The organism is Protofrankia sp. Cas3 (assembly GCF_963555955.1).
Taxonomy (GTDB): domain Bacteria; phylum Actinomycetota; class Actinomycetes; order Frankiales; family Frankiaceae; genus Protofrankia.
This window is the reverse complement of sequence record NZ_CAUVXP010000065.1, coordinates 1-23,744: the sequence shown is the minus strand read 5'-3', so window position 1 is coordinate 23,744 and position 23,744 is coordinate 1. Positions and strand designations below refer to the sequence as shown.

The following is a 23,744-nucleotide window of genomic DNA, read 5'->3' as shown; positions in this document are numbered from 1 at the left end:
CCGAAGAGGTTCTCAGAGGTCGAGTCCGGCGAAGATGTCGGTCTCCCGCCCATGCGGGCCGGAACCCGGTCCGCGCTCACCCCGGGTGAGGATGTAGTGCTCGGTACCCCAGGCCCGGTGGCCGATGCCGTCGGCCAGGGCGAAGAAGAAACCGTCCGTCGTCATCTGAGTGGCATGTGCCCGCATGGCCGCCACCTTCGCCTCAAAGTGAGCGGGTGAGGTTACTTCGGTGGTCACGACGTCGTCCGATACCGCCATCGGTACATCGTCCGCCGACTCCACACCGTCGAACAGCTGACGCCCGCTACCCGTCGAGCGGAAGTAGTCGATCCCAGCCTGGATCATCGACCGCGTGATCGCGGTGTGGTACAGCTTCACCGGCTGCCACGGCGAGCCGGCCTCCGGTGCAAAGGACGGATCCGCAGCCGCATCGAACACCCGCGCAGTCAGTTCGTGCGCGCGGATGTGGTCGGGATGCCCGTATCCACCGTTGCTGTCGTAGGTGACCAGCACCTGTGGGCGGACCTCGCGGACAATCGTGGCCAGCGCCGCGGTCGCCTCGTCGAGATCCGCGCGCCACAGGCAACGCGGATCGTCGTTTCCGGGCGTACCCATCATGCCGCTGTCACGCCACCGACCCGGCCCGCCGAGGAAGCGGTGGTCGGTGACCCCGAGTGCCGCACAGGAGCGCGCGAGCTCACCGATGCGGTACCCGCCGAGCTGGTCGCCCCGGTCCGCCCGCAGGCCGATCAGCTCTGGGACCAGCACTTCGCCCATCTCCCCCAGCGTGGCGGTGACGAGGGTGACGTGGGTGTCGGGATCGGCGGCGTAGGCAGCCATGGTCATCCCGGTCCCGATCACCTCGTCGTCGGGGTGGGCGTGCACGAACAGCACCCGCCGCGCCGGCAGATCAGCGGAGTGCGGCCCGGACTCGGTCGCCGCAGTGGGAGCAGTCACATCCACGACCCTACGGGTCGGTACACGCACCGGTGACAGGGCCCGCCATCCACGCTCTGCGAGGATGAACGGAGATCGTTCGAGGAGGAAGTCATGCTGACCGGCCTACGTGTGCGGAACTTCAAGAGCTGGAAGGACTCCGGCGACATCCGGCTCGCACCGATCACTCTGCTGTTCGGGACGAACAGCTCTGGCAAGACCAGCCTGATCCAGCTCCTCCTGCTCCTCAAGCAGACCGCCGAGAGTTCCGACCGTCGCCGCGTCCTCGACCTCGGTGACGCGAACTCCCTCGTCGAACTCGGCACCTTCAAGGACTTGATCCACAATCACCAAGATACCGATACCCTGTCATTTGAGATCACTTGGCCTGGCGAAAGAACTGATCTCTTCGAATGCGCCGGCGACTGCAACGGCGTCTTGCCGAAGGAGTGATCACAGCCGAGGACGTCGCGCTGTACTTCGTCGAGTACGGGCCGGAAGGTTCGCAGCTCCGGGCATTGGAACTGGATGAGACAGGGAATATCAAGAACTGGCCCGCCGGGTTCTTCGGCGACGACTTCACCGACATCGCGACCCTCGCCCGTCTGTCAGCCGAACACCGGCTGCGGGCCGCAGGTGGCGACACCAGTGCCTGACCATGTCATGTCTGCGCCGGTCACACCCGAACGTGTCGTCGACACCAACGTCGCCATCGTGGCCAACGGGCGTGACGCATGGCCAGTCGAATGTGAACTGGCCTGCATCAATCTGTTACAGGACGTCGTCGCCCACGGTGGGCTGACGCTGGACGCACTCGGACTCATCGTCGCGGAATACGCCAGGCATCTGAACTTCTCCGGTCAGCCCGGCGTCGGTGACGCGTTCTTCCGCTGGGTGCAGAACAACCAGTACAACGACGACCACTGCACGCGGGTCGAAATCACGCCCGACGGCGAGGGCAGTTTCCTGGAATTCCCGACGGACGCCGCGCTTTCACGGTTCGATCCGGCCGACCGCACGTTCGTGGCGACCGCGATCGCACACGGCAAAGCGGAGATCGTGGTCGGCACGGACAGCGACTGGTGGCAGCACCGTGACGCGCTCGCCGCAGCAGGCGTCCCGATCAGGTTCCTGTCCGAGCGGTACTTCCGCGAGAAGTACCCGGCCGATCCGCGGTAGGCCGGGTACCCGTTCCTGGATCCGCTCAGCTGTCCCTGGATCCGCTCAGTTGGTGCGGCGGCGGGAGCGGAGCTTCTCGCGTTCCGCCGCGGTCAGCGCGACCTTGCGCATCCGGACCGGCCCGGGAGTGACCTCCACGCATTCGTCCTCACGGCAGAACTCCAGGGCCTGCTCCAGGGACAGCTGCCGGTGTGGGGAGAGGCGCACCAGCTCGTCCCCGGTGGAGGACCGCATGTTGGTGAGCTTCTTCTCCTTGGTGGGGTTCACGTCCATGTCGTCCGCGCGCGAGTTCTCCCCGACGATCATGCCTTCGTAGACGTCGGTGGTCGGACCCACGAAAAGGGTGCCGCGCTCGCCGAGGTTGTAGAGGGCGTACGCGGTGGCCACGCCGGTGCGGTCGGCCACCATCGAACCCGTCGCGCGGGTGCGCAGCTCCCCGAACCAGGGCTCGTAGCAGTCGAAGACATGGTGCATCAGCCCGGTGCCGCGGGTCTCGGTCAGGAACTCCGTCCGGAAGCCGATGAGCCCGCGGGCCGGCACCCGGTACTCCATCCGGATCCAGCCGGTGCCGTGGTTGACCATCTCCTCGAGCCGACCCTTACGCACCGCGAGCAGCTGGGTGAGCGTCCCGAGGTAGTCCTCGGGTGCGTCGATGGTGAGCCGCTCCACCGGTTCGTGCCGCTTCCCGTCAACCTCCTTGGTGACGACCTGCGGCTTGCCGACGGTGAGCTCGAAGCCTTCGCGGCGCATCAGCTCGACCAGGATCGCCAGTGCCAGCTCCCCGCGACCCTGGACCTCCCAGGTGTCGGGGCGTTCGGTCGGCAGCACCCGGATGGAGACGTTGCCGACCAGTTCGGCATCCAACCGGTTGCGCAGCAGCCGCGCGGTCAGCTTCGTCCCGGACTTGCCCGCGAGCGGCGAGGTGTTGATACCGATGGTCATGCTGATCGACGGCTCGTCCACGGTGATCACGGGCAGCGGCCGAGGGTCCTCGGGATCGGCCAGCGTCTCACCGATCATGATGTCCGGGATGCCCGCGATGGCGATGATGTCGCCCGGTCCGGCTTCCTCGCCCGGCACCCGCTCCAGCGCCTTCGTGACCAGCAATTCGCTGATCTTCACCCGGTCGGTGCGGCCGTCCGCGCGGCACAGCACCACGCTCTGCCCACGGCGAAGCGTCCCGTTGTGCACCCGGCACAGCGCGAGACGGCCGAGGTAGGGGGAGGCGTCGAGGTTGGTGACCAGTGCCTGCAAGGGCGCCTGCGGGTCGTAGGCCGGCATCGGGACCGACTCAAGCAACACGTCGAACAACGGCTTGAGGTCAGGCGAGTCGGGGTTGTCGCCGTCCTCCGGCCGGTTCAGCGAGGCCCGCCCCGCCTTGGCGTTGCAGTAGACGATCGGGAAGTCGATCTGGGTCTCGTCCGCGTCCAGATCGAGGAAGAGCTCGTAGGTCGCGTCGACGACCTCGGCGATCCGGGCGTCGGAGCGGTCCACCTTGTTGATGACCAGAATGACCGGCTGCCGGGCCTCCAGCGCCTTACGCAGGACGAACCGGGTCTGCGGCAGCGGACCCTCGCTCGCGTCGACCAACAGCACCACACCGTCGACCATGGACAGGCCGCGCTCGACCTCCCCACCGAAGTCCGCGTGGCCGGGGGTGTCAACGATGTTGATCGTGACGTCGCCGTGCTGAACGGCGGTGTTCTTCGCGAGAATCGTGATGCCCTTCTCGCGTTCGAGATCCATCGAGTCCATGACACGATCCGTGGCCTCGGCATGGTCACCAAAGGCGCCGGACTGCCGCAGCATCGCGTCGACGAGGGTTGTCTTGCCATGGTCGACGTGGGCAATGATCGCGACGTTACGCAGGTCGGCGCGGACGGACACGGTGGCGGACTCCGGTACGGACGTGGGGCAGCGGCCCCGGGGCTGGTGTTACTGGACAGATGGTGCTGAAATCATGACGTTGGCCGCTGGATCCGGCCCGACGGGACAGCCCAGGTGCCGGGCACGGGCAGCAGTAGATCGACCCGTTCCGGCTCGCCTCTGGCGAGGTCTGCCCCCATGGTACGGACCCGGGAGACCGCACACTGAAAATCAACGGAAGGTTTACTTATCAACACCATCCGTTAATGTTACGTATCGCCCCATACCCCCGACGTGCCCGCCGCCAGCCTGCCGCGAAGATCTTCGACCAGCGGAACGTCAGGTGAAAGCCACGGTACGTCGTCAAGCTCGTGCGATGCGAGCCACCGCAATTCCGAATGCGCGATCGGACGCGGCTCGCCGTCGATGATCCGGGCGAACCACACCCGCAGCACCCAGCCGACCGCCGGCAGCGCGACCTCACCCAGGACCGCACCCACCTCGATGTCGACGCCGAGCTCCTCGCGGCACTCGCGCACCAGCGCGCTCACCTCGTCCTCGCCTGGCTCGACCTTGCCCCCGGGGAACTCCCAGCCGCCGGCGAGCTCGGGCGGCCCGCGCCGGCAGCACGCCAGCACGCGACCGCTGGCATCAAGAAGTGCCGCGGCCACCACGACCCGCGAGATGCCTGCCGCCCCCATGACCGACCACACTGTAATGACGGGGAGTTTCCCGTCGCGAGGAGGGCCCGCAGCATCCGGGCGGCGACCACCGAAGGCGCCCGGCAAACCGGACGGAGGCCATTTCATGCCCACCAAGCTGGATGCGGACCGGGTTACCGAGGCGCTCGGCGAGCTACCGGGCTGGACCGGTGACACATCGACAATTGTGCGTAAGGTCACCATGGACGACGAGACCTCGGACGAGACGATCGAGAAAATCTCGATCGTGGCGAACAAAATGAACCACCACCCCGTCGTCGACCGGGCGCATGATGTGACAACTTTCACAGTCTGGACGCATTCACACGGCGGCGTCACGGACCTCGACATCGTGTTGGCCTCCCGGATCTCCGACATTCTGCGTCAACACGGCATTGCGGACCCGGCGAGGTAGGTTCGCGGCCAGAAAATCAGTAACAGGTCCGGCACACCGCTGATCCGCGGTGTGCCAGGCGCCCTATGAGCCGGGCTCGCCCACGCATCCCGGCGGTGACGCATGCCGGCATTCGGAGCTAATCCGACAAAAGCTGGCAGACATACCACCTGGCACACCCCGGGCATTGCGATCAATCTCGCGGCGAGAGTCGCTCGACGCGATCGCCGGCGCCCCAGCTGTGCCCCAGCCGCGACCGTGTCTTCGGACCAACAAGGCCCTGACCTGGACACCCCCCGAACAACTGATCGCAACTAAGTGATATGAATTATACATTCAAATTGATCTACCAGATATTTTGATCTTACGAAGGTCGCCCCAGCGTCAGGCTGGATCAGCGCGACGAGACATTCTCGGCTCGTGGAGGCTTGCCGTGCGGCATCGCATTCCGTTTGGTCGGCGGCCGGTCATGGCTGTTGTCGCCCTTGTGTTGGCCGCAAGCTGCGGCGGTGGCAGCGGCGACGCACCGAGCGCGTCGGCAACGACGGCCTGCTCGACTCCCGGGATCAGTCCGACCACGGCCAACGCCGGGCTGATCTTCCCTTCTTCGGGCCCCGCGGCACCGCAGTTCGCCGATTTCCGGGCCGGTGTCGACGCGAGGTTCGGAGTGGAGAACAGCAAGGGCGGCGTATATGGTCGCCAACTTGCCTACGACTGGGCGGACGACGGTTCCGACCCGGCCACGAACCGCGCCGTGGCAACCGGGCTCATCGAAAAGTCACAGGTCTTCGGCATGGTCGAGGCGAGCAACGTCGCCTCCGGTTCAGCCGACTACCTGCACACGAACGGCATCCCGGTGGTCGGTGTCTCGGCGGAAACCCTCTGGAGCAAGAACGACAACATGTTCACCTGGTCGAACTACCTCACGGACGGCCCGGCACCGGCAACGTGGGGAACATTTGCGAAAAGCCAGGGTGGAAAGAAGGCCGCGGTGCTACGCATCGCGTTCAGTGAAGCATCGGCCGCCTTCGCCCAGAAGATGACCGAGAGCATGAAGGCTGCGGGCGTCGACGTGGTCTACACCGACCAGATCTCAGCGACCGGGACGGACCCGGCCACGATCGCCGCCAAGATCAAGAACTTCGGTGTCGACACACTCGCCGGGGCACTGACCGTCGACGCCTTCACCAACATCACTACCGCGGTCAACCGGGCACAGGTCCCGCTGCGGGTCTCGATGTCCCCGTCCGGGTACGACCAGGGGATACTCACCAAGTACGGCACCCAACTCGCCGGGACCTACGTGTTCGTGAACGTCGCACCCTTCGAGGAGAACCTACCCGCTCACAAGACGTTCGTCGCCGGGATGACGGCCTACGCCCCACAGCTCCAACCACCGACACAGAGCCTCGCCCTCAGCGGTTGGATCAGCGCCGACATGTTCATTCGCGGGCTCCAGACCGCGGGCCCCTGCCCCACCCGCCAGTCCTTCATCAGCGGACTGCGGCAGGTCCACGACTACGACGCCGGCGGTCTGGTCACACCAGCCGCCGACATGGCGAAGTATCAGAGCGCCTCGCCGTGCTACACCTTCCTGCGGATCAACAACAAGGGCACCGCGTTCGACGTCCAGCAGCCGGCACCGTTCTGCGGGCAAACAGCCGCATCGGGTCAATAGTCGGGACAACCCGACAACCGGCGACGACGGGTGCCGAGAGGGCGGCGCACAGCCTCTCCCGGCACCGGCACGGCGACCAGGCTTCCGTCAACCAGCGGAAACAGGCTTGTGACCTGCACGGATACCGTCTGTTTAGAGCGCCCGGCAATAGGGGCGTAGATCAAGGAGCGGGGCTGAGGCACGTAGATCGCGAGGCGGAGGAGGGAGGCACCGGAGGTGTTGGGTGTCGACCGACGACAACGAGGCGAGGTGCGTGCCCCAGCCCCGCGACGCCGCGTCCCCTATTGCCGATCGCTCTTAGACGTTGAAGCGGAACTCCACGACGTCGCCGTCGGCCATGACGTAGTCCTTACCCTCGATGCGGACCCGCCCGGCAGCCCGGGCGGCGGCCATCGACCCGGCCGCCATCAGGTCCGCGAACGAGACGACCTCAGCTTTGATGAACCCACGTTGGAAGTCGGTGTGGATGACACCCGCCGCCTCCGGAGCGGTCGCACCAACCTTGATCGTCCAGGCCCGTGCTTCCTTCGGCCCCGCCGTGAGGTAGGTCGCCAGACCCAGCGTGTGGAAACCGATCCTGGCCAGCTGCGCCAAGCCGCTCTCGGTCTGGCCGAGGGAGTCGAGCAGCTCGGCGGCGTCGTCGTCGGGAAGTTCGGTCAGCTCGGCCTCGACCTTCGCGCACAGCACCACCGCGTCGGCCGGGGCGACCAGCGCCGCGAGCTCCTTACGCCGGCCGTCATCGGCGAGGACGTCCTCGTCCACGTTGAACACGTACAGGAAGGGCTTGGCGGTGAGCAGGAACAGCTCCCGGAGCGCGGCCCGGTCGACACCGGGCTCGGACGAGAGGGTGCGGCCCGCGTCCAGCACCTCCCGGGCGTGTTTCACGGCGACCAGCATGGTCTGCCTGCCCTTGTCGGCCCGCGCTTCCTTCTCCAGCTTGGGCAGGCGCGCGTCAATAGTCTGCAGGTCAGCGAGGATCAACTCGGTGTTGATCGTGGCGATGTCATCCGCCGGATCGACGCGACCGTCGACATGGACGACGTCGGGGTCGGAGAAGACACGAACGACCTGACAGACCGCGTCCGACTCGCGGATGTTGGCAAGGAACTTGTTGCCGAGGCCCTGACCTTCAGAGGCGCCGCGCACCAGCCCGGCGATGTCGACGAAGCTGACCGTCGCCGGCACCGTGCGGGCGCTGTGGAATACCTCGGCGAGCCGATCCAGACGGGGGTCCGGCACGCCGACGACGCCGACGTTCGGCTCGATGGTGGCGAACGGGTAGTTCGCGGCCAGGACGTCGTTGCGGGTCAACGCGTTGAACAAGGTCGACTTGCCGACGTTGGGTAGTCCGACGATCCCGATCGACAAGCCCATGACGTCGCAGTCTACGGGGTGGGCCGGCAGCGGCGGTATCCGGTCGGGTCGGGGGTCAGCCCTCGACCCGACGAGACGGTCGGGTCGAGCGGGCGCGCGGCCGTCCGGCGCTCGCCAAAACCAGCTAAAATCGATAGCCAACCTATTTACAGACCACTGACAGGCCACTGACAAACCACTGACAGGCCACGCCAAAGAGCTGTCGTGAGCACTCACGACGCGCGATCCTGGGTGGTGTGAGGGTTGCCGGGAGCCGGTTGTCGATGACAGTCGTAGTCGTTGTCGTGTGTGCGACCGCGGGTGTCGCCTGCGCGGGTTCCAGCGGCACGGGTTCGGGCCATACCGGCACCAGCGACGCGGCCCGGAATGTCACCGCCGCGGACACGCCCGGTCCCGCAGGCGCTACCACCGGCACGACGACCAACCCTGCGACGACCGGCGCTGCGACGACCGGCACGACGGGCGGGGCCGATACGGGTCAGCCGGCCACGCCGGCGCGTTGCGCCACACCGGGCCTGACGCTGTCCACGGTGGCACCCGCCGGCGGAAGCGCCATGGGCCACCACGGTCTCGTCCTCGTCTTCAGGAACACGACGAAGAGCCCCTGCGCGCTCACCGGCTACCCGGGTGTCGCCGCCTCGGGCACCAATGGTCAGCACGCTGCGGACGCCACCCGCAGCAGCGTCGGCTCCATCTTCCCGCAAACGCCACGATCCCAGGTCGTGCTGGCGCCGGACGGCACCGCCTCCGCCGGCCTGGAGTGGACCGTCGTTCCCATGGGAACCCAGGGCAGTTGCCCGGACTACATCGGCCTCACGGTGACGCCACCGGGCGAGACACGCAGCCTTCAACTGGCGCGGGCACTCAGCTTCTGCGGCGAGTTTCAGATCCATCCGCTGGTAGCCGGCGCCGACGCCGGCGGTATCGCCCAATAGCAACACTACGAGTAGCAGCACTACGAGCGACCATCTGAACCCACCCTGGATCTTCCCGGCAGCCGCGCCCGCCGACGGCAGGCCGAAGGTCAGCCGAGAGCGCCGCCGGAAAAGTGTCGGACGTCCGTGATTGCCTGTCCACCATGGACGTCGGGAGCATGCTGCTCTTCCTCTTCGGCCTGCTGCTGGGGGTCGCCGGCGGTTTCGCCGCGGGCCGCCGGGCCGGCGACATCCGCGTCGCGACGGCGACGGCCGAGCGCGACCTCGCCACCCGCGAGCGCGAGTTGCTGCGGCGGTCAGAAGAGACCGCCCGGGAGCGGGCGGCACTGGCCGAGGCTGATGTCGCGGGCATGCGTACCGCCCTGGACTACGAACGGCGATCCGCGGCCGAACGTCTGAGCCTGGTCGAGCAGAGCCAGCAGCGCCTGGCCGAGTCGTTCCAGGCCCTGTCCGCACGGGCGTTGGAGAGCGCCAGCCGTCAGTTTCTCGAGCTCGCCTCGGTCCGCTTCCAGGAGGCCGGCGCACACACCGCCGGAGACCTCGAGCAACGCCGGATAGCCGTCGAGCATCTGGTCAGCCCGCTGCGGGAGGTGCTCGGAAAAATGGAGCACCGGCTGGCGGACCTGGAGACCGCGCGCATCGAGGCGTACGCGACCCTCGTCGAGCAGGTCCGGGGCGTCCAGCAGGCATCCGAAGGCCTGCGAACGCAGACCGCCGCTCTGGTCACCGCCCTGCGCAAACCCCAGACCCGAGGGGCGTGGGGGGAGATGCAGCTCCGTCGGGTGGCCGAGGTCGCCGGGATGATCGCCCGCTGCGACTTCACCGAACAACCCACCGTCACCGGAGATGACGGCGTGCGGCGACCGGACATGGTCGTTCACCTGGCAGGCAACCGGACCATCATTGTGGACGCGAAGGTGCCCCTGGTCGCGTTTCTCGAGGCCACCGAGGCACCGGACGAGACCACTCGCGACGAACGGCTCGCCGCCCACGCGCGGCATCTGCGCGCCCATGTGGACGCGCTCGGGGCGAAGGCGTACTGGCGGCATTTTTCCACAAGTCCGGAGTTCGTCGTGCTGTTCGTACCCGCCGAGGCGTTTCTCGCTCCCGCGCTGGACAAGGACCCGGCCCTACTGGAGTACGCCGCCGGCAAGAAGGTCATCATCGCGACGCCCACCACCCTCATCGCGATGCTGCGGACTGTCGCCCACGCATGGACGCAGGAGGCACTCACCACCCGCACCCGGGAGATCTTCGAACTGGGCAGGGATCTATACACCCGTCTTGGCACCCTCGGCGAGCACGTGGACAGGCTCGGCCGTTCGCTCGGCCGGACCGTGACCGACTTCAACGCCGCGGTCGGATCGCTGGAGAGCCGCGTCCTGGTGCCGGCGCGCCGGCTTGCCGCGATGGAGGTGGTGGACACCGTGCTGCCGACACCTTCGCGGGTGGAAGCCGGCGTACGCGCCCTGTCCGCGGCGGAACTCGCCGGCAGCGCCGAGGAGCCACCGGTAACCAGGAGCGCCTAGAGCGCCCGGCAATAGGGACGCGGCGTCGCGGGGCCGGTCGATTGACGGCCGGATACCTTGCCTAAAGCTTCTAGACCTGCACCGAAAGTAATGCCAGCGGCTGTATCACAGGGTGACACAACTCGCCGGTGACACGCGGCCGAGCTCCGGGCGGTACCTTGCCCAGGTGAGCTCGCCGCCGCCTCGCCCGTCGGCCGGTCCCCCCGGCCGGACCGGGGGCCCGACTGGACAACGCGGACGGCTTCCACCGCGGCGAGGCGGCGCAGGAACGCCAACCGTGGTTACGGGCAGTCGGCGCGGCTTGACCGTGCTCGGAGCCGCGCTCCTGGTCCTCCTTGCCGGAACGACCGGGGCGGCCATCGACGTGGTCCTGGCCGGCTCTCTGGGAGTGGTATTCGGCGTTCTGTTCGTCGCCGGTTGCGTCCTGGCCGCCACCCGGGTACATCCCGACGACCTGCTCGGAATCGTTATCACGCCGCCGCTCGTTTATGCGCTGATCGCCATCGGTATCGGATTTGCGCACCCGGCATCCGGCGGCGTCGGTAGCGGCATGAAGAGCAAGGTAATCAGTATCAGCTCCGATCTGATCCTACGAGCCCCCGTGCTTCTCATCGGATTTTTCGCCGTCGTCCTCATAGCGACGGTTCGGGCACGTCACGCCCGGGTCGCCCGCCGCGACCGCGAGCGGGCGCAGAACCCCCCGGGGAATCGCCGCCGGCCGGCAGGTTAAGCCGATCACGACCCGGAGACGGAAGCGGAAGCGGTGCGAGCCCTCGGCAACGCCAGGGCAGCGGCCCACAGATATCCGGTACCGTTTCCAGTGTGCCGAGCAATGCGCCCCGTGAACCTCGGGACCGCCTGACCAGGTGGTGGGTCACCTGCCGCTGCGGCCATCTTCGTGACAATCATCAACATTACCGGCGTGGCTCTGACTGCGGACAGTGTCCGTGCCCGGCGTTCTCTCGCGTCCGCTCCCGCCGACGCGGCTGACCGGCCCGAACGACCCGAGCCGACCCCGAGCACAGCGGCTGCCACTGCCTGGGCGCCGACCGCCGGACTCACCGGTGGGGCGGCCGGCGACACGTTTTTCTTCGTTTTCTCTATCACCGTAGGAACAACTGGAAACCTCCGCAACATCTCCGCATCCCCGCCACGGGCCAGTAGGGCGCGGTCGGATCACGGTCGGATCACAGGAATTCTCGGCATGATTAAACAACACGAACACTCCGCGACACCCGCGGCCTCCACCCCTTGGTGATGAATCAACCACTAGCAGTGATAGCATGTGATACGTTTCCCGTGCCGAGATACGCGCTGTCCAAAGATGACGACAGCTGGTGGCGCACGATCGCGGACGGCACAGACACGCACGAGGGGGCAACGGTGCACGGACGCAGATCCGAACGTCAACCAGACTTCTGCTGTAAATCAACTGTCGGATGGGCAACGCTCGCCCGGGAACTCGCCCGGTAACCGGCGACGGAACGCACGTCGTTTGTAGCGTCACCCGCGTCACGGGCGTCACGCGCGCCGGAGGGCCAAAGGCGATGCGCTTGTGGTTCTGTCGCATCGCCGGCGGCCGAGGTCCCTGGGTCGGACAGCTGGCGTCCGAAGCACGCCCCGGGAACGGAAATCTCCCACGACGGTACCGGCCGCCCGGCCGGTGGTAAGCACCCTGCAAAGACGTTTGTCTCGCGCGCCCGGAGCCAAGGGCATGCTCGCGAGACCGGTCGACTCCGCTACAACCTGTTTCCCCGTGGCCTAAATCGGAGGATATCCGTTGTTCGAGACGTTGCGGCGTCCAGTGGCCCCTCTCTCGGTTAGCATCGTTATTCCAACGCTCAACGAGGCGAAAAACATACCCGACGTCTTCCGCCGGCTGCCACCGGACGCGGAGATAATCCTGGTGGACGGCCGGTCCAGTGACGACACCGTGCGGATCGCATGCGAACTCCGCCCTGACACAGTCGTCGTGCACCAGACACGACGCGGTAAGGGGAACGCTCTTGCCTGCGGCTTCGCCGCCGCCACCGGCGACTTCATCGTCATGCTGGACGCCGACGGTTCGGCGGATCCCGGTGAGATCGCAGACTTCCTCGACGCCCTTCGGAACGGAGCGGACTTCGCCAAGGGAACGCGCTTCGCCCACGGCGGTGGCAGCGCTGACATCACCCGCACCCGCCGGCTGGGAAACCGCGGCCTGTGCGTCCTGGCCAATCTGTTGTTCCGTCGGCGCTTCACCGATCTCTGCTATGGCTACAACGCCTTCTCCCGCACATGTCTACCCGCGCTGGGGCTCGAGCCCGGCCGGCATGGCGGAGTTCGCCAATGGGGTGACGGCTTTGAGATCGAAACATTGATCATGCTGCGGGTGGCAATGGCTGGCCTGCGCATCACCGAGGTGGGCAGTTTCGAGCAGCCCCGTGTTCACGGCGAGTCAAACCTGCGAGCCGGCAGCGACGGGCTGCGGGTACTGCGCACGATCGTGTCCGAGCGGCTACGTCGGCACGACGTTCCAGTCGCTCGGGCCGCCGCGCACGGCACCGTCGTCTCCCCTGGTACGCCTGGTACGCCTGGTACGCCGACCGCGGGCAGCCCCCACCAGCAGGGCACCGGCGACCACCCCGACCTGGCCGGCACCACCTCGGCGAGCTACGCATGACAGCCGTCGACGGCCGGTCCACACCATGTGCGTCCGTCGTGATCTGCGCATACACCGAAGACCGGTGGGCGGATCTGGAACGGGCCGTGGCGAGCCTTTCGGCCCAGACCGCTCCCGCCCACGAAATCATCGTCGTCATTGACCACAACCGCGAGCTGCACCGACGTGCGGCAGCCGGCCTGCCCGGCGTCAATGTCATGGTCAACAACGGCCACCAGGGTCTGTCCGGAGCCCGTAACACCGGTATCGCGGCCGCCACCGGCGACGTCATTGCCTTCCTTGATGACGACGCCGAGGCTGAACCGGCGTGGCTGGCGCACCTGTTGGCTCCGTATTCCGACCCGACCATCGCCGGTGTCGGCGGGCTGGCCGAGCCGCGCTGGCCGTCGAACCGCCCATCATGGTTCCCACCGGAATTCGACTGGGTGGTCGGATGCAGCTACACCGGACTGCCCACGGCCAGCGCACCGGTCCGAAACCCCATCGGTGCCGGCATGTCATTCCGGCGAACGGTCTTCGATCAGGTGGGTGGCTTTACCGACGGACTCGGTCGCCTCGGTGCCCGACCGCTGGGCTGTGAGGAGACCGAGTTCGCAATCCGGCTGCGCGCATACGATCCGACCGCGGTCCTGCTTTACCAGCCGCTGGCGCGGGTAGGCCACCGCGTCACCCGGGAACGCACAACCTGGCGGTACTTCCGGACCCGTTGCTATGCCGAGGGCCTGTCCAAGGCCGCGGTGGCCCGCAACGTCGGCGACAACGCGGCGCTGGCCAGCGAGAAGGACTACATACGCCGGGTTCTCCCCCGGGCGCTATACCGCGATCTCGGCGCACCCCGCCACTGGACGCGCGTGGGTGCGACCGTCACGGGTCTGGGAATCACCACCGCTGGATATGTCCACGGCCGGTACTTCCCATGGCGAAATTCCGGCAACGCGACCCGCGTCGCTGATTCGCACCGGAGCGCTTAATGATCCCCGTCCTGCTCTACCATGCTGTTTCCGACCATCCGCGGCCGGGTCTGGGCCGGTGGACGGTCAGTACCGACGCGTTCGACCGGCATTGTCACTTCATCGCGGAATGCGGCCGCACACCGATGACCGTGTCGCAGTACGCCGGCGCGCTGCGGGCCGGATCTCCATCCGAGGACACGATTGTCATCACGTTCGACGACGGTTACGCCGACACTTTTGCCGCGTGCCGGCGGCTGGCCGCGGGCATCGGGGCCGCCACTGTCTACGTGACGACATCGTGGATCGGCCAACCGGGAATGCTGCGCGAACAGGATCTGATCGTACTGGCCGCACTCGGCGTGGAGATCGGCGCGCACAGCCACACCCACCGACGCCTCGATGAGCTGGCCGGCCCCGATCTCGAAAACGACATCGTCACGTCGCGCCGCCACCTGACCGGCCGCACCGGCGCGCCCGTCGCCTCGTTCGCCTACCCGCACGGCAACTATGACCGGCGGACCCGGGCCGCAGTCGCCGAGGCAGGCTTCAACTCCGCCTGCGCGGTGCGCAACGCGTTGTCGCACGCGGCCGACGACACCCTGGCCATCGCCCGGCTCACCGTCGCGGCGAGCACCTCTGACGCCCGGCTACGCAGCTGGTTGGACGGGGACGGTCCGCCCGCGCCGGGTGGGGAACTGCTGCGCACCCGGGCCTGGCGATCAGCTCGCCGGATCCGTGCCCGGGTGCTGCAATCGCAGCCGGCGCCGCCGCCGCCGGCGCCCGCGGTGGTCCGGGTCGCAGGAGATCCGCGGTGACGCGCCGGGTAGCCACCGATCGAGCCGACATCGGCACCGATCGAGCCGGTGCCGGGGCCGGACCGGACCTCCCCAGCCAGCGATCACCCGAGTGGTCCGGGCAGCGCGCCAGCCCGCCCGTCGCACGCCGCGATCGAAGTTGGTCGCCGTTTGCCGACGGCCCGGCCGCCCTGCACGAGGTCGAACTGTCCGGCCCCATCCCCGTGCTCACCGACGAGCGGCCGGGGCGCGTCCTGGTGCGGCTGCACGGCCGACCGCTCGGGGTGGTTGCGGTATCGAGCGACCCGGCCGGCCCGGCCGGACTGCCGGCGCGCCAGCTCGCCGGCCTGATCGAGGACGCCCTGGGAGCACGGATCTCGGCCCACCTGCGTGCCGACGGTCTCACCGTCCCGCCCGTCCTGCCGCTCGGTGGGCTCGGTGGGCTCGGTGAGTCGGATGTGTGTCGACCGGTGTCGCCGGGACAATCCGCGACAGTGGTCGTGACAACCTGCCGCGCATCAGCGGCGCTGACCCGCACGCTGGCGGGCATCACCGCCCAGACGGTACGCCCGGCGGACATCGTCGTGGTCGACAACCGACCGCGTGACAGCGGGGTGCCGGCACTGCTGCGGCGGGCCGGGCTCGCCGACATCCGCTACGTGGCCGAGCCCGCCGCGGGACTCTCCCGCGCCCGCAATGCCGGTCTCGCCGCGATCTCGACGCCGCTGGTCGTGTTCACCGATGACGACATCGAGGTCGACCGCCGCTGGCTGGAATTCCTGCTGGCAGGCTTTGTCGACCCGCGGGTGGCCTGCGCGACCGGACTGATCATGCCGCTCGCGCTCGACACCGACGCCCAGGTGCTCTTCGAACGGTTCGGTGGCTTCGGGAAGGGCTTCGAACACCACCGCTTCGACCTTCGTGAGCATCGAGGGGACGACCTCCTGTATCCGTTCGCGGCCGGGGTGTTCGGCAGCGGCGCGAACAGCGCGTTTCGCGCGGACGTGCTGCGGGCCTTGGGCGGGTTCGACATCCGGCTGGGCGCGGGGACGCGTGCGCGCGGAGGCGAGGACCTCGACATGCACCTGTCGGTGGTGATGGCCGGACACGCCCTCGTCTACGAACCGGCCGCGCTGGTCCGCCATGCACACCGGCGGAGCCAGGCGCAGCTGCGCCGGCAGGTGCACGGCTACGGCATCGGTCTCGGTGCGATGGTCACCAAACGGCTGCTGACCCGGCCGCGGGAACGGCGCGAGCTGCTGCGACGAGCGCCGCACGGACTACGCCACATGGTCGATCCGAACAGCCCTAAGAACCTGGGCAAGCAACACGGCTATCCACGATCGTTGTCCGCCGCGGAGCTGGCCGGGATCGTCCGGGGTCCGGGTGCCTACCTCGCGAATGCGCTCCTGGACCGGCCGGCGCCAGCTGCCACCACAGGTGGGTCGGCATCGGCGAACAGGCTGATCTGGTGCGGGGAGGTCGAGCTGGCCGCACCGACAGTCATCCCGCCCGAGCCGCTCGACGCCGCGGGCGAGCCGTACCGCGAGGCCCGCGTTCTGATCCGCCTGCACGGCACACCGCTCGGCTTCCTGCATGTCGATCTCGACGAGGACGTCCTTGATGACGTGACGGTGCGGGCGCTGGCCGCCGGTCAGCTCGGCGACGCCATCCGCGCTCACCTGGACGCCGACGGGCTCGCCCAGCTGCCAGACCCGGCACCCGCACCCGCACCCGCACCCGCACCCCTGATCACCGTCGGTCATGCATGCCGCCGGACGGTGTCGACCCCGGCGGTCAGTGTTGTGGTGTGCACCCGTGACCGTCCGACTCAGCTCGCCACCAGCCTGGTCTCGCTGCGCGCCCTGGACTGGCCCCGGCTCGACGTCGTCATCGTCGACAACGCGCCGACCGACCGTGCGACCCGGACCATGTTCGCCACCCATACCGCCGGCGACCCCCGGTTCCGGTATGTCGTGGAGCCGCGGCCAGGGCTTTCACGGGCGCGCAACGCGGGTCTGAGCGCCGCGAGCGGTGAGATCGTCGCCTTTACCGACGACGACGTGACCGTGGACGCCGGCTGGATCCGCGGCCTGGTGCGCGGCTTCGAGCGCCGGCCCGATGTCGCCTGCGTCACCGGACTCGTCGCCGCGGCCACTCTGGACAGCCCGGCGGAACGGTACTTCGACGCCCGCGTGTCATGGGCGACGAGCTGCCGGCCGGCGCTGTTCGACCTCGATCGGTCCCGACGGCCGGGCCCGCTGTACCCGTACAGCGCGGGGGCGTTCGGTACCGGCGCGAACATGGCCTTTCGCCGCGATGCGCTGCGTGGCGTCGGCGGCTTCGACGAGGCCCTCGGCGCGGGCACCGCGTCTGCCGGCGGCGAGGACCTCGACGTCTTCGTCCGCCTGCTGCTGGCCGGACACGCCGTCGCCTATGAGCCGGCGGCGCTGGTCTGGCACAGTCACCGGGCCGATCTGGATGCGCTGCGCCGGCAGCTTTTCGGCTACGGCACCGGGCTGACCTCGTTCCTCTTCAAGTATCTGCTTGACCCTGCCACGGCTCCGGGCCTGCTCGTCGCGATCCCCGCTGGGGTCGGTCACCTACGGGCGAGCCGGCGACGGACCGGCCGCAGGGTCACCGACACACCGTGGCGGCCACCGGCCGCCGGTCACCACGCGGCCGCTTCAGCCGGGCTACCCATGGGCCGGCTCTGGTTTCACGAGCTTGCCGGGATGGCCGCTGGTCCGGCGTGTTATCTGCGGTCCCGCCACCGGGCAGCTCACGACCGGTCGACCGAGCGCCGGTCGACCGACGACCAGCCGGTAACACCATGGACGTGAGTGGCAGCCCGGGTCACGGCCATGGCCCGGCCGACCGGGAACGCGCCCTGGTACGGACCGCGAACGCGTTGATGACCACGACCGTGGCAACATCGGCGCTGGGCGTGGCCTTCTGGGTCATCGCCGCCCGGCTGTGCCCGCCCGCCCAGATCGGACGGGACACGGTCCTGGTGGTTGTCATGCAGACGATCGGGGCTGTCGCCGATCTCAACCTGAACGCGACGCTGCCCCGGCTGTTGCCGATCACACCGGGCCGGCGGCGGATGGTCGGGCTCTCCTTCGGTCTCGGCGGCACGGCCGCGCTCATGATCGGCGGAGCGGTCGTCCTGGTCGGGCCGGCGGTGTCCAGGGGGCTGGGCTTCCTGCACGCGGACCCCGGCCTGGACGTGCTGTTTCCGGTGGCCGCGGCCCTTTGGACGCTGTTCGCCCTGCAGGACTCGGTGCTCGCCACGGTCGGTCGGGCCGGTTGGGTCCCGGTGGAGAACACCGTGTTCGGGCTCGCCAAGATACTCCTATTGATCATCTTGACCCGAATGGGCAGCTCCCACGCGGTCTTCCTCGCGTGGGTCCTGCCGATGGCCGCCCTGACCCTGCCGATCGGCAGCTGGCTGCTGCGCCGCGGGTTGGTCGACGGCCCGCGCAGCCGTACCCGACGCCCGGACAAGCCCGCGCGATCGGCGCTACTGCGCTTTCTCGCCTGGGACTACGGAGCGCTGCTTGCCGCGCAGACCGGCGTGGTGGCGGTACCGCTCGGCGTCCTGGCCTGGTGCGGGGACGACGCGAACGCATCCTTCTCGGTTGGGTTCACGATTGTGTTGGCGGTCGAGTCGCTTGTCCTGTCCGTGGGCCTGTCCCTGACCATCCAGGCAGCCAGCGCCGTGGACACGGCCGCGGCCCTCACCCGGTCGGCGTTGCGCCGATTCGGACCCGGGTTACTGGCGGGCGTGGCACTGGCGGTGATCGCGGCTCCGCTGCTGCTCGCCCCGTACGGCCGGACCTACGTCAACGGCGGCACCACCGCGCTGCGGCTGCTGCTCGTCGCGAGTATTCCGCAGGCCGCGGTGACGCTGCGCTGCGTGCTGTGGCGCCTGGACGGACTGAGCCGGCGCAGCTGCGCCATCCAAGTCATGTCACTGTTCGTGCTTTTCCTGACACTCTTCCCGCTGACCAGGTGGTGGGGCACCACCGGAGCGGCGTCCGCCTGGCTCGCCGCGCACAGCGTGGGCGCCCTGCTTGTCGCTCCCGGTCTGACACGCCGGATCACCACCCACACAACGCCCACCGGCAGCCAGCCCACCGGCGACCAGCCCACCGGCAGCCAGCCTGGCCCGGCCCCCTCGCCACAGATCCCATCCGCGGGCGATCCGCGTGACCTGATGAACACAGGAGCAGACACGTGACCGAACCGCGGCGTCGATGCGCGGTGGACTGCGCCCTGCTGGCGCTTGCCGCGCTGACCCTGCTGGTGGCCGGCACCGGCACGCACTCACCGGTACGGACCGTGCTGGCTGCGCTGGCCACAGTGCTGCTGCCCGGCGCGGCAGCGCTGACAACGCTCCGTTTGGACGACGTCCTTACGTGGCTCGCAGTTACGGTAAGCGTCAGCCTCGCGACGCTAACCCTCCTGGCGGTGGTCACCATCGAGGTCGGCTGGTGGAACCCGGAGGCGCTCCTGAGCTGCCTCGGACTCGCCTCGAGCGGCGTGCTCGCCTGGGATCTTCGGCGAGCGCTCGGCGAACTGTCCGCGACGACCCCCGAACGGCAGCGGGGAAACCGGGGATGACCGCCAACCCGCCGATCCACACGTTGACCCAACCGATGACTCAACCGATGACCCAACCGTTGGCGTCGGTCCCGCTCCCGAGCACGACCACGAGCACGACCACGACAGTTACGGGCTCGACAGTTACGGGCTCGACCGCTGCGGCCCGGAATCTGGGCGGGCTCACACTGACCATGACGGTGGGCACCACCGGCATCATCATGTGGGCGACGTCCCTTGGCGGCATCCGGATGGACTCCCTCGGGGACTACGGCCTGCCGCCGGCCCTGCCCGTGCGCTGGTACGCCGGACTCGCCCTGCTGGTCATCGGACACGCGGGCGCGCTGTGCCAGCGGCGGTCGAGACCGTGGTTGCTCGCCGGATTCCTCACCGCAACCGTGGTCGTCCTCTACGGGACGGTGCCACTGTGCGCGGACGTTCCACACTACCCATGGGTGTACAAGCACATCGGCGTCGTCCGGTACATCGACGTACACGGCAGTATCGACCCCGGAATCGACATCTACCATCGGTGGCCGGGATTCTTTGCGGTCGCCACGCTGTTCGGCCGGCTCGCCGGTCAGCGCAATCCGGTGACATACGCGGCCTGGGCCGAGGTCTTCTTTCCGCTCGTCCAGGCCGGCATAGTCGCCGCGACCGCGCGGACCCTGACCGGCCGTACCCGCACCGCCGCCACGGCCGCTTTCCTTTTCGTCGTCACAAACTGGGTGGGTCAGAGCTATTTCGCTCCGCAGGCATTCGGGCTCACAATGGGCCTCGGTCTGTATCTGGTCGCGCTGCGGTTCCTGGGCACCCGGCGGCCGACCGTCGAGCTCACCGCGGTTACCGGGAAAGCCGCGCGACGGACGGCCATCACGATCATCTGTATGCTACAGGCAGCGGTGGTCGTCAGCCACCAGCTCACTCCGTACCTGATCGTCGCCGGAATGGGCGCATTGAGTGTCGCGGGATACCTCCGGCCACGGTGGCTGACACTTGTGCTGGCCGGACTCGCCCTGGCCTGGCTCGCGCCGAACCTCGGTTACGTCGAGCACAATTTCGGCCTGCTCTCCGGAGCGAACCCGGTTGCCAACGCCACGAACGCGCACGTCCACGAGTTCTCCCCCCAGCCCGGAAAAATCTTCAATGCGCGCGCCGGGTACGCACTCACGGCCTCCGTGTGCTTGCTGGCCATCATCGGCGCCTGGCGTGGCCTGCGCCGGGGGGAACGCGCGGTCGGGATCGCGCTGGTGCTCGCGGTGGTCCCCGTAGGGATCGTGTTCGCCCAGAGCTACGGCGGCGAGGCGTCGCTGCGGGTCGTGCTGTTCGCCCTGCCGTTCGCATCCGTTCTCGGCGCCCTCGCCCTCGAACCCACCGACGGCGGATGGCGCCTGCGCCAGATGCCATCGGTCAGCATCGTGACCGGCGCTCTGGTCGCCATGTTCCTGCCCGCGTTCACCGGGCAGGAGGAAATCAACATCATGACTCCGGATACCGTCCGGGCCGCCGACTACTTCGACACCCATGCCGCAACGGGGTCTGTCCTCCTTCTCGCCGGCCCCGACTTTCCCCTCCGGTACGGCCCGAGATACCCGGAATTTCGGAGTCCAGGAAGTGATGATGACCCCAACCTGCTGCACGCGGTCAGGTTCCGCAACCGCCAGCTGGGCGCGGCCGACCTCGACGATGTCGTCGCGGTGCTGCGGCAGTACTCCACCCATGGGTATCTTGCGTTCGCGACCTCGCAGGACGTCTATGCCGATGTCTTCGGGCTCACGCCACCGGGAGCGTTGAACTCCCTGGAAGACGCGGTCGCGCGCTCACCACGCTTCCAGGTTTTCTTCACCAGCCCGACCGCCCGCATTTACACCTACCAGGCAAACCGGTGATGACGGTCGGGCTACCGGCTCACTCCGGGAGGCGCCGGCAACAGCAACAGCAACAGCAGCAGCAGCAGCAGCAGCGCGACTACCGAAATCCGCGGCAGCGGGGCCGACACCGGGCGACGCGCGGAAACACGGTTTCGGCGAATGCCGTCCCTGAATGGCGGTCCCCACGAACCCGCGCCCCGCGAACGGCCGCCCGGCGCGGTGTCCTCTACCGCAGCGTCCTTGACCGCAGCGTCCTGTACCGCAACGGACTGGCCCTGGTCGTCAACAGCGGGGTGTCCTCTCTGGTGGGGAGCGGGTACTGGATCCTCGCCGCGCGCAGCGCCACCCCGGCCACGGTCGGTGAGGTCACGGCCCTGGTCGCAGCGCTCAGTGCCCTGTCCACCCTCGCCCAGTTCAGCTTCGGCGGCGCGTTCGCGACGTTTCTCCCGAGCGCCGGGACATCCGCCCGAGCCCTGGTACTGATCGGCTATGGCGTGGCGAGCGGCGCAAGCCTGCTCCTGGGCACAGTGTTCGTGCTGGTAGCCCCCAGGATGAGCCCGGCCCTGGCAGTGCTGGGACGCCCCGGCGCGGCGATCGGCTTCACCCTGGCGGTCGCGCTATGGTCGATCTTCTCTTTGCAGGACAGCGTGTTGACAGGCCTACGTGCCGCAGTCTGGGTGCCGATCGAGAACGTCGCCTACAGCACCACCAAGCTCGCGACGCTGGCTACGCTGGCCGCCCTCGGGCAGTGCGGTGCGCTCGGGCTCTTCGGCTCGTGGGCGCTGCCACCTGTGGTCTTCATCGCGGGCGTCTCCTGGCTGCTGTGGACACGTCTGCTTCCACCGGCCAACGCCACATCGGCCGGGCCCAGAACCAGACCCAGACCCAGAGCCGCCAGGCTGCCGATCGGGGCTACGGCGGTGTTCCGCTTCCTGTCCGGTGACGCCGTCGGAATGGTCTTCGCCCAGATCGCAACGACCTTCCTGCCGGTACTCGTCGTGGTCCGGATGGGTTCAAACGCCGGCGGCGCGTTCGGCATCGCCTGGATGCTGACGGTGTCGGTCGACCTGATCACAGTCGGCATGGGGATCTCGCTGACCGTCGAAGGCGCCCAGCCCGGCGCCGACGTCGACGCCCTGCACAGGGCCTTACTGCGCCGGGTCCTGCCGGTGGTCGCGGCGGTCGGCGCCGCCGGCATCGCCGGGGCTCCACTGATCCTGAGGATCTTCGGGGCGACCTACGCCGAGCAGGCCAGCACCGTCCTGCGGCTGCTGCTCCTCGGCGGTATGGCCCGAGCCGTGACCGTGCTGGCCGTCTGTGCGGCGAGGGCGCGGCGCCAGGTCGGCCGGATCGTCATCCTGCAGGCCATTCCCGCGGTGCTCGTGACCACGGGTACCTGGCACTTCGCCAAGCCACTGGGGCTGGCCGGTGTCGGTCTGGCCTGGGCTGTCGCACAGAGCGTCACAGCGGTGGTCGCCGCCGCGCTCAGCCGCCGATCGCACCCGGCCAGAGTTCACAACAACAGAATCCGCGACAGTGGAGAAGAGGGTGACCTTCATGCGTATGGCCGGTCGTGACCGTGCCTGGATAGGCCGGCGGCACATCATGCTCGCCGGCCCGGCCGAAATGCCGGACGTGACCGCGGTCCGGGTCGCCGCGGAGCAACTGTTCACCATGAAACCGGACCATCGGCTGTTCCGCAGGCTCGACCCGAGCTCGACAAAGTGGATACCGACCCCGGCGGGTGACATACGCCGCCACTGCGTGGCGACTATCGTTCCGATGGACGATCCCGATCAGGACGACCTCGCCGGCCATATCGAACGCCTCTACACATCCGCGGTGCCGACGCTGCCGTTCCAGATCTATGTCGGACGTCGGTACGCGGCACTGTCGATGGCCCATTGCCTCGGCGACGGCTGGTTGAGTACCAACGCTTTCCCCGCCCTGCTGCGCGCCGGCCTCGATGGCGACCCACCGGTGGCGCTGACCGGGGATGAGACGGCGCTGCCGCTGGCGCGGGCGCTCATCCGCTTCTACGGTCGTGATCCGCGCCGCCTACTGGCGACGGTGCGTGATGCACGGTCCAGTCCGCCGAAGAGCGCAGCTCCCGCCCGCACCGGGCGGATGCCGGCGGCGGCAGCCGGGAACGCTCCAAGCCGACCGGCCGACGCCGCGCCGGCGGTTGTCGCACGACGCAGCCCCGGGTCGACGCTGGCCGACATCCGCAGCTGGCGCGACGCGCACGCCCCCGACTCGACCAGCGC

General features: G+C 68.4%; 20 protein-coding genes and 1 pseudogene. 17 read left to right on the top strand and 4 right to left on the bottom strand.

Going from position 1 to position 23,744, the window contains the following annotated elements; genetic code table 11:
• Positions 1 to 12 precede the first annotated feature (12 nt).
• The gene (gene mshB, locus U9983_RS14025; protein ID WP_322754460.1) at positions 13 to 891 is read right to left on the bottom strand and encodes an N-acetyl-1-D-myo-inositol-2-amino-2-deoxy-alpha-D-glucopyranoside deacetylase; all 879 of its coding nucleotides are present in this window, start codon (positions 889 to 891) and stop codon (positions 13 to 15) included.
• Between the two features lie 159 nt (positions 892 to 1,050).
• Here mshB and U9983_RS14020 point away from each other — a divergent pair, with 159 nt between their 5' ends.
• The 3 genes from U9983_RS14020 to U9983_RS14010 are packed head-to-tail and all read left to right on the top strand — an operon-like array spanning position 1,051 to position 2,115.
• Complete coding sequence (locus U9983_RS14020) at positions 1,051 to 1,389, top strand: AAA family ATPase (protein ID WP_322754452.1); 339 nt, start codon at positions 1,051 to 1,053, stop codon at positions 1,387 to 1,389.
• Entirely contained in the window at positions 1,386 to 1,592 is a 207-nt protein-coding gene (locus U9983_RS14015) for a DUF3696 domain-containing protein (RefSeq protein ID WP_322754451.1), read from the top strand. The genes U9983_RS14020 and U9983_RS14015 overlap by 4 nt, the downstream gene beginning before the upstream one ends.
• A 7-nt stretch (positions 1,593 to 1,599) precedes the next feature.
• A complete protein-coding gene (locus U9983_RS14010; protein WP_322754450.1) occupies positions 1,600 to 2,115 on the top strand; it encodes a hypothetical protein in 516 nt (171 codons plus the stop codon).
• Between the two features lie 45 nt (positions 2,116 to 2,160).
• On the opposite strand, the gene typA is transcribed toward U9983_RS14010, so the two are convergent.
• Both typA and U9983_RS14000 read right to left on the bottom strand, forming a co-directional pair.
• Positions 2,161 to 4,002 carry a translational GTPase TypA gene (typA, locus tag U9983_RS14005; RefSeq protein WP_322754449.1) on the bottom strand — a complete coding sequence of 614 codons (1,842 nt, stop codon included), beginning with the start codon at positions 4,000 to 4,002 and terminating at the stop codon, positions 2,161 to 2,163.
• Between the two features lie 248 nt (positions 4,003 to 4,250).
• Positions 4,251 to 4,682: a (deoxy)nucleoside triphosphate pyrophosphohydrolase gene (locus U9983_RS14000; RefSeq protein ID WP_322748890.1), complete on the bottom strand. Its 432-nt coding sequence runs from the start codon at positions 4,680 to 4,682 to the stop codon at positions 4,251 to 4,253.
• 106 nt (positions 4,683 to 4,788) lie between these two features.
• Between U9983_RS14000 and U9983_RS13995 the strand changes: the two genes are divergently transcribed.
• Positions 4,789 to 5,097 carry a 4a-hydroxytetrahydrobiopterin dehydratase gene (locus U9983_RS13995; protein WP_322754448.1) on the top strand — a complete coding sequence of 103 codons (309 nt, stop codon included), beginning with the start codon at positions 4,789 to 4,791 and terminating at the stop codon, positions 5,095 to 5,097.
• A 412-nt stretch (positions 5,098 to 5,509) separates the two neighbouring features.
• Entirely contained in the window at positions 5,510 to 6,754 is a 1,245-nt protein-coding gene (locus U9983_RS13990; protein ID WP_322754447.1) for an ABC transporter substrate-binding protein, read from the top strand.
• A gap of 297 nt (positions 6,755 to 7,051) precedes the next feature.
• On the opposite strand, the gene ychF is transcribed toward U9983_RS13990, so the two are convergent.
• A complete protein-coding gene (gene ychF / locus U9983_RS13985; protein ID WP_322754446.1) occupies positions 7,052 to 8,128 on the bottom strand; it encodes a redox-regulated ATPase YchF in 1,077 nt (358 codons plus the stop codon).
• 263 nt (positions 8,129 to 8,391) lie between these two features.
• Between ychF and U9983_RS13980 the strand changes: the two genes are divergently transcribed.
• From U9983_RS13980 to U9983_RS13925, 12 genes and pseudogenes are all read left to right on the top strand, one after another.
• A complete protein-coding gene (locus U9983_RS13980; RefSeq protein WP_322754445.1) occupies positions 8,392 to 9,063 on the top strand; it encodes a DUF4232 domain-containing protein in 672 nt (223 codons plus the stop codon).
• A 143-nt stretch (positions 9,064 to 9,206) separates the two neighbouring features.
• Positions 9,207 to 10,592 carry a DNA recombination protein RmuC gene (locus U9983_RS13975; protein WP_322754444.1) on the top strand — a complete coding sequence of 462 codons (1,386 nt, stop codon included), beginning with the start codon at positions 9,207 to 9,209 and terminating at the stop codon, positions 10,590 to 10,592.
• 277 nt (positions 10,593 to 10,869) lie between these two features.
• Positions 10,870 to 11,322: a DUF6542 domain-containing protein gene (locus tag U9983_RS13970; protein ID WP_322748884.1), complete on the top strand. Its 453-nt coding sequence runs from the start codon at positions 10,870 to 10,872 to the stop codon at positions 11,320 to 11,322.
• Positions 11,323 to 12,372: 1,050 nt separating this feature from the next.
• Positions 12,373 to 13,254, top strand: a complete 882-nt coding sequence (locus U9983_RS13965) for a glycosyltransferase family 2 protein (RefSeq protein WP_322754443.1) — start codon at positions 12,373 to 12,375, stop codon at positions 13,252 to 13,254.
• Entirely contained in the window at positions 13,251 to 14,225 is a 975-nt protein-coding gene (locus tag U9983_RS13960) for a glycosyltransferase family 2 protein (protein WP_322754442.1), read from the top strand. The genes U9983_RS13965 and U9983_RS13960 overlap by 4 nt, the downstream gene beginning before the upstream one ends.
• On the top strand, positions 14,225 to 15,022 hold the full coding sequence (locus U9983_RS13955; RefSeq protein ID WP_322754441.1) for a polysaccharide deacetylase family protein: 798 nt from the start codon (positions 14,225 to 14,227) through the stop codon (positions 15,020 to 15,022). Before U9983_RS13960 ends, U9983_RS13955 begins: the two co-directional genes overlap by 1 nt.
• Positions 15,019 to 17,844, top strand: coding sequence for a glycosyltransferase (locus U9983_RS13950; protein ID WP_322754440.1), 2,826 nt, complete (start codon positions 15,019 to 15,021; stop codon positions 17,842 to 17,844). The genes U9983_RS13955 and U9983_RS13950 overlap by 4 nt, the downstream gene beginning before the upstream one ends.
• Positions 17,835 to 19,244 carry a hypothetical protein gene (locus U9983_RS13945; RefSeq protein WP_322754439.1) on the top strand — a complete coding sequence of 470 codons (1,410 nt, stop codon included), beginning with the start codon at positions 17,835 to 17,837 and terminating at the stop codon, positions 19,242 to 19,244. The genes U9983_RS13950 and U9983_RS13945 overlap by 10 nt, the downstream gene beginning before the upstream one ends.
• Positions 19,241 to 19,627 carry a hypothetical protein gene (locus U9983_RS13940; protein WP_322754438.1) on the top strand — a complete coding sequence of 129 codons (387 nt, stop codon included), beginning with the start codon at positions 19,241 to 19,243 and terminating at the stop codon, positions 19,625 to 19,627. The genes U9983_RS13945 and U9983_RS13940 overlap by 4 nt, the downstream gene beginning before the upstream one ends.
• Before the next feature lie 47 nt (positions 19,628 to 19,674).
• Positions 19,675 to 21,495 carry a hypothetical protein gene (locus U9983_RS13935; RefSeq protein ID WP_322754437.1) on the top strand — a complete coding sequence of 607 codons (1,821 nt, stop codon included), beginning with the start codon at positions 19,675 to 19,677 and terminating at the stop codon, positions 21,493 to 21,495.
• The gene (locus U9983_RS13930) at positions 21,495 to 23,054 is read left to right on the top strand and encodes a hypothetical protein (protein ID WP_322754436.1); all 1,560 of its coding nucleotides are present in this window, start codon (positions 21,495 to 21,497) and stop codon (positions 23,052 to 23,054) included. The genes U9983_RS13935 and U9983_RS13930 overlap by 1 nt, the downstream gene beginning before the upstream one ends.
• A pseudogene (locus U9983_RS13925) lies at positions 23,035 to 23,744 on the top strand (hypothetical protein); the annotation flags it as partial. The gene U9983_RS13930 and the pseudogene U9983_RS13925, both read left to right, overlap by 20 nt.

Coding starts and splice junctions, on each gene's coding strand:
- U9983_RS13935 (WP_322754437.1), top strand. CDS start 19,675: ATGACCCAACCGTTGGCGTCGGTCCCGCTCCCGAGCACGACCACGAGC.
- U9983_RS14010 (WP_322754450.1), top strand. CDS start 1,600: ATGTCTGCGCCGGTCACACCCGAACGTGTCGTCGACACCAACGTCGCC.
- U9983_RS13945 (WP_322754439.1), top strand. CDS start 17,835: ATGGACGTGAGTGGCAGCCCGGGTCACGGCCATGGCCCGGCCGACCGG.
- U9983_RS14020 (WP_322754452.1), top strand. CDS start 1,051: ATGCTGACCGGCCTACGTGTGCGGAACTTCAAGAGCTGGAAGGACTCC.
- ychF (WP_322754446.1), bottom strand. CDS start 8,128: ATGGGCTTGTCGATCGGGATCGTCGGACTACCCAACGTCGGCAAGTCG.
- U9983_RS13975 (WP_322754444.1), top strand. CDS start 9,207: ATGGACGTCGGGAGCATGCTGCTCTTCCTCTTCGGCCTGCTGCTGGGG.
- U9983_RS13995 (WP_322754448.1), top strand. CDS start 4,789: ATGCCCACCAAGCTGGATGCGGACCGGGTTACCGAGGCGCTCGGCGAG.
- U9983_RS13930 (WP_322754436.1), top strand. CDS start 21,495: ATGACGGTCGGGCTACCGGCTCACTCCGGGAGGCGCCGGCAACAGCAA.
- U9983_RS14000 (WP_322748890.1), bottom strand. CDS start 4,682: ATGGGGGCGGCAGGCATCTCGCGGGTCGTGGTGGCCGCGGCACTTCTT.
- U9983_RS13980 (WP_322754445.1), top strand. CDS start 8,392: ATGACAGTCGTAGTCGTTGTCGTGTGTGCGACCGCGGGTGTCGCCTGC.
- U9983_RS13960 (WP_322754442.1), top strand. CDS start 13,251: ATGACAGCCGTCGACGGCCGGTCCACACCATGTGCGTCCGTCGTGATC.
- U9983_RS13955 (WP_322754441.1), top strand. CDS start 14,225: ATGATCCCCGTCCTGCTCTACCATGCTGTTTCCGACCATCCGCGGCCG.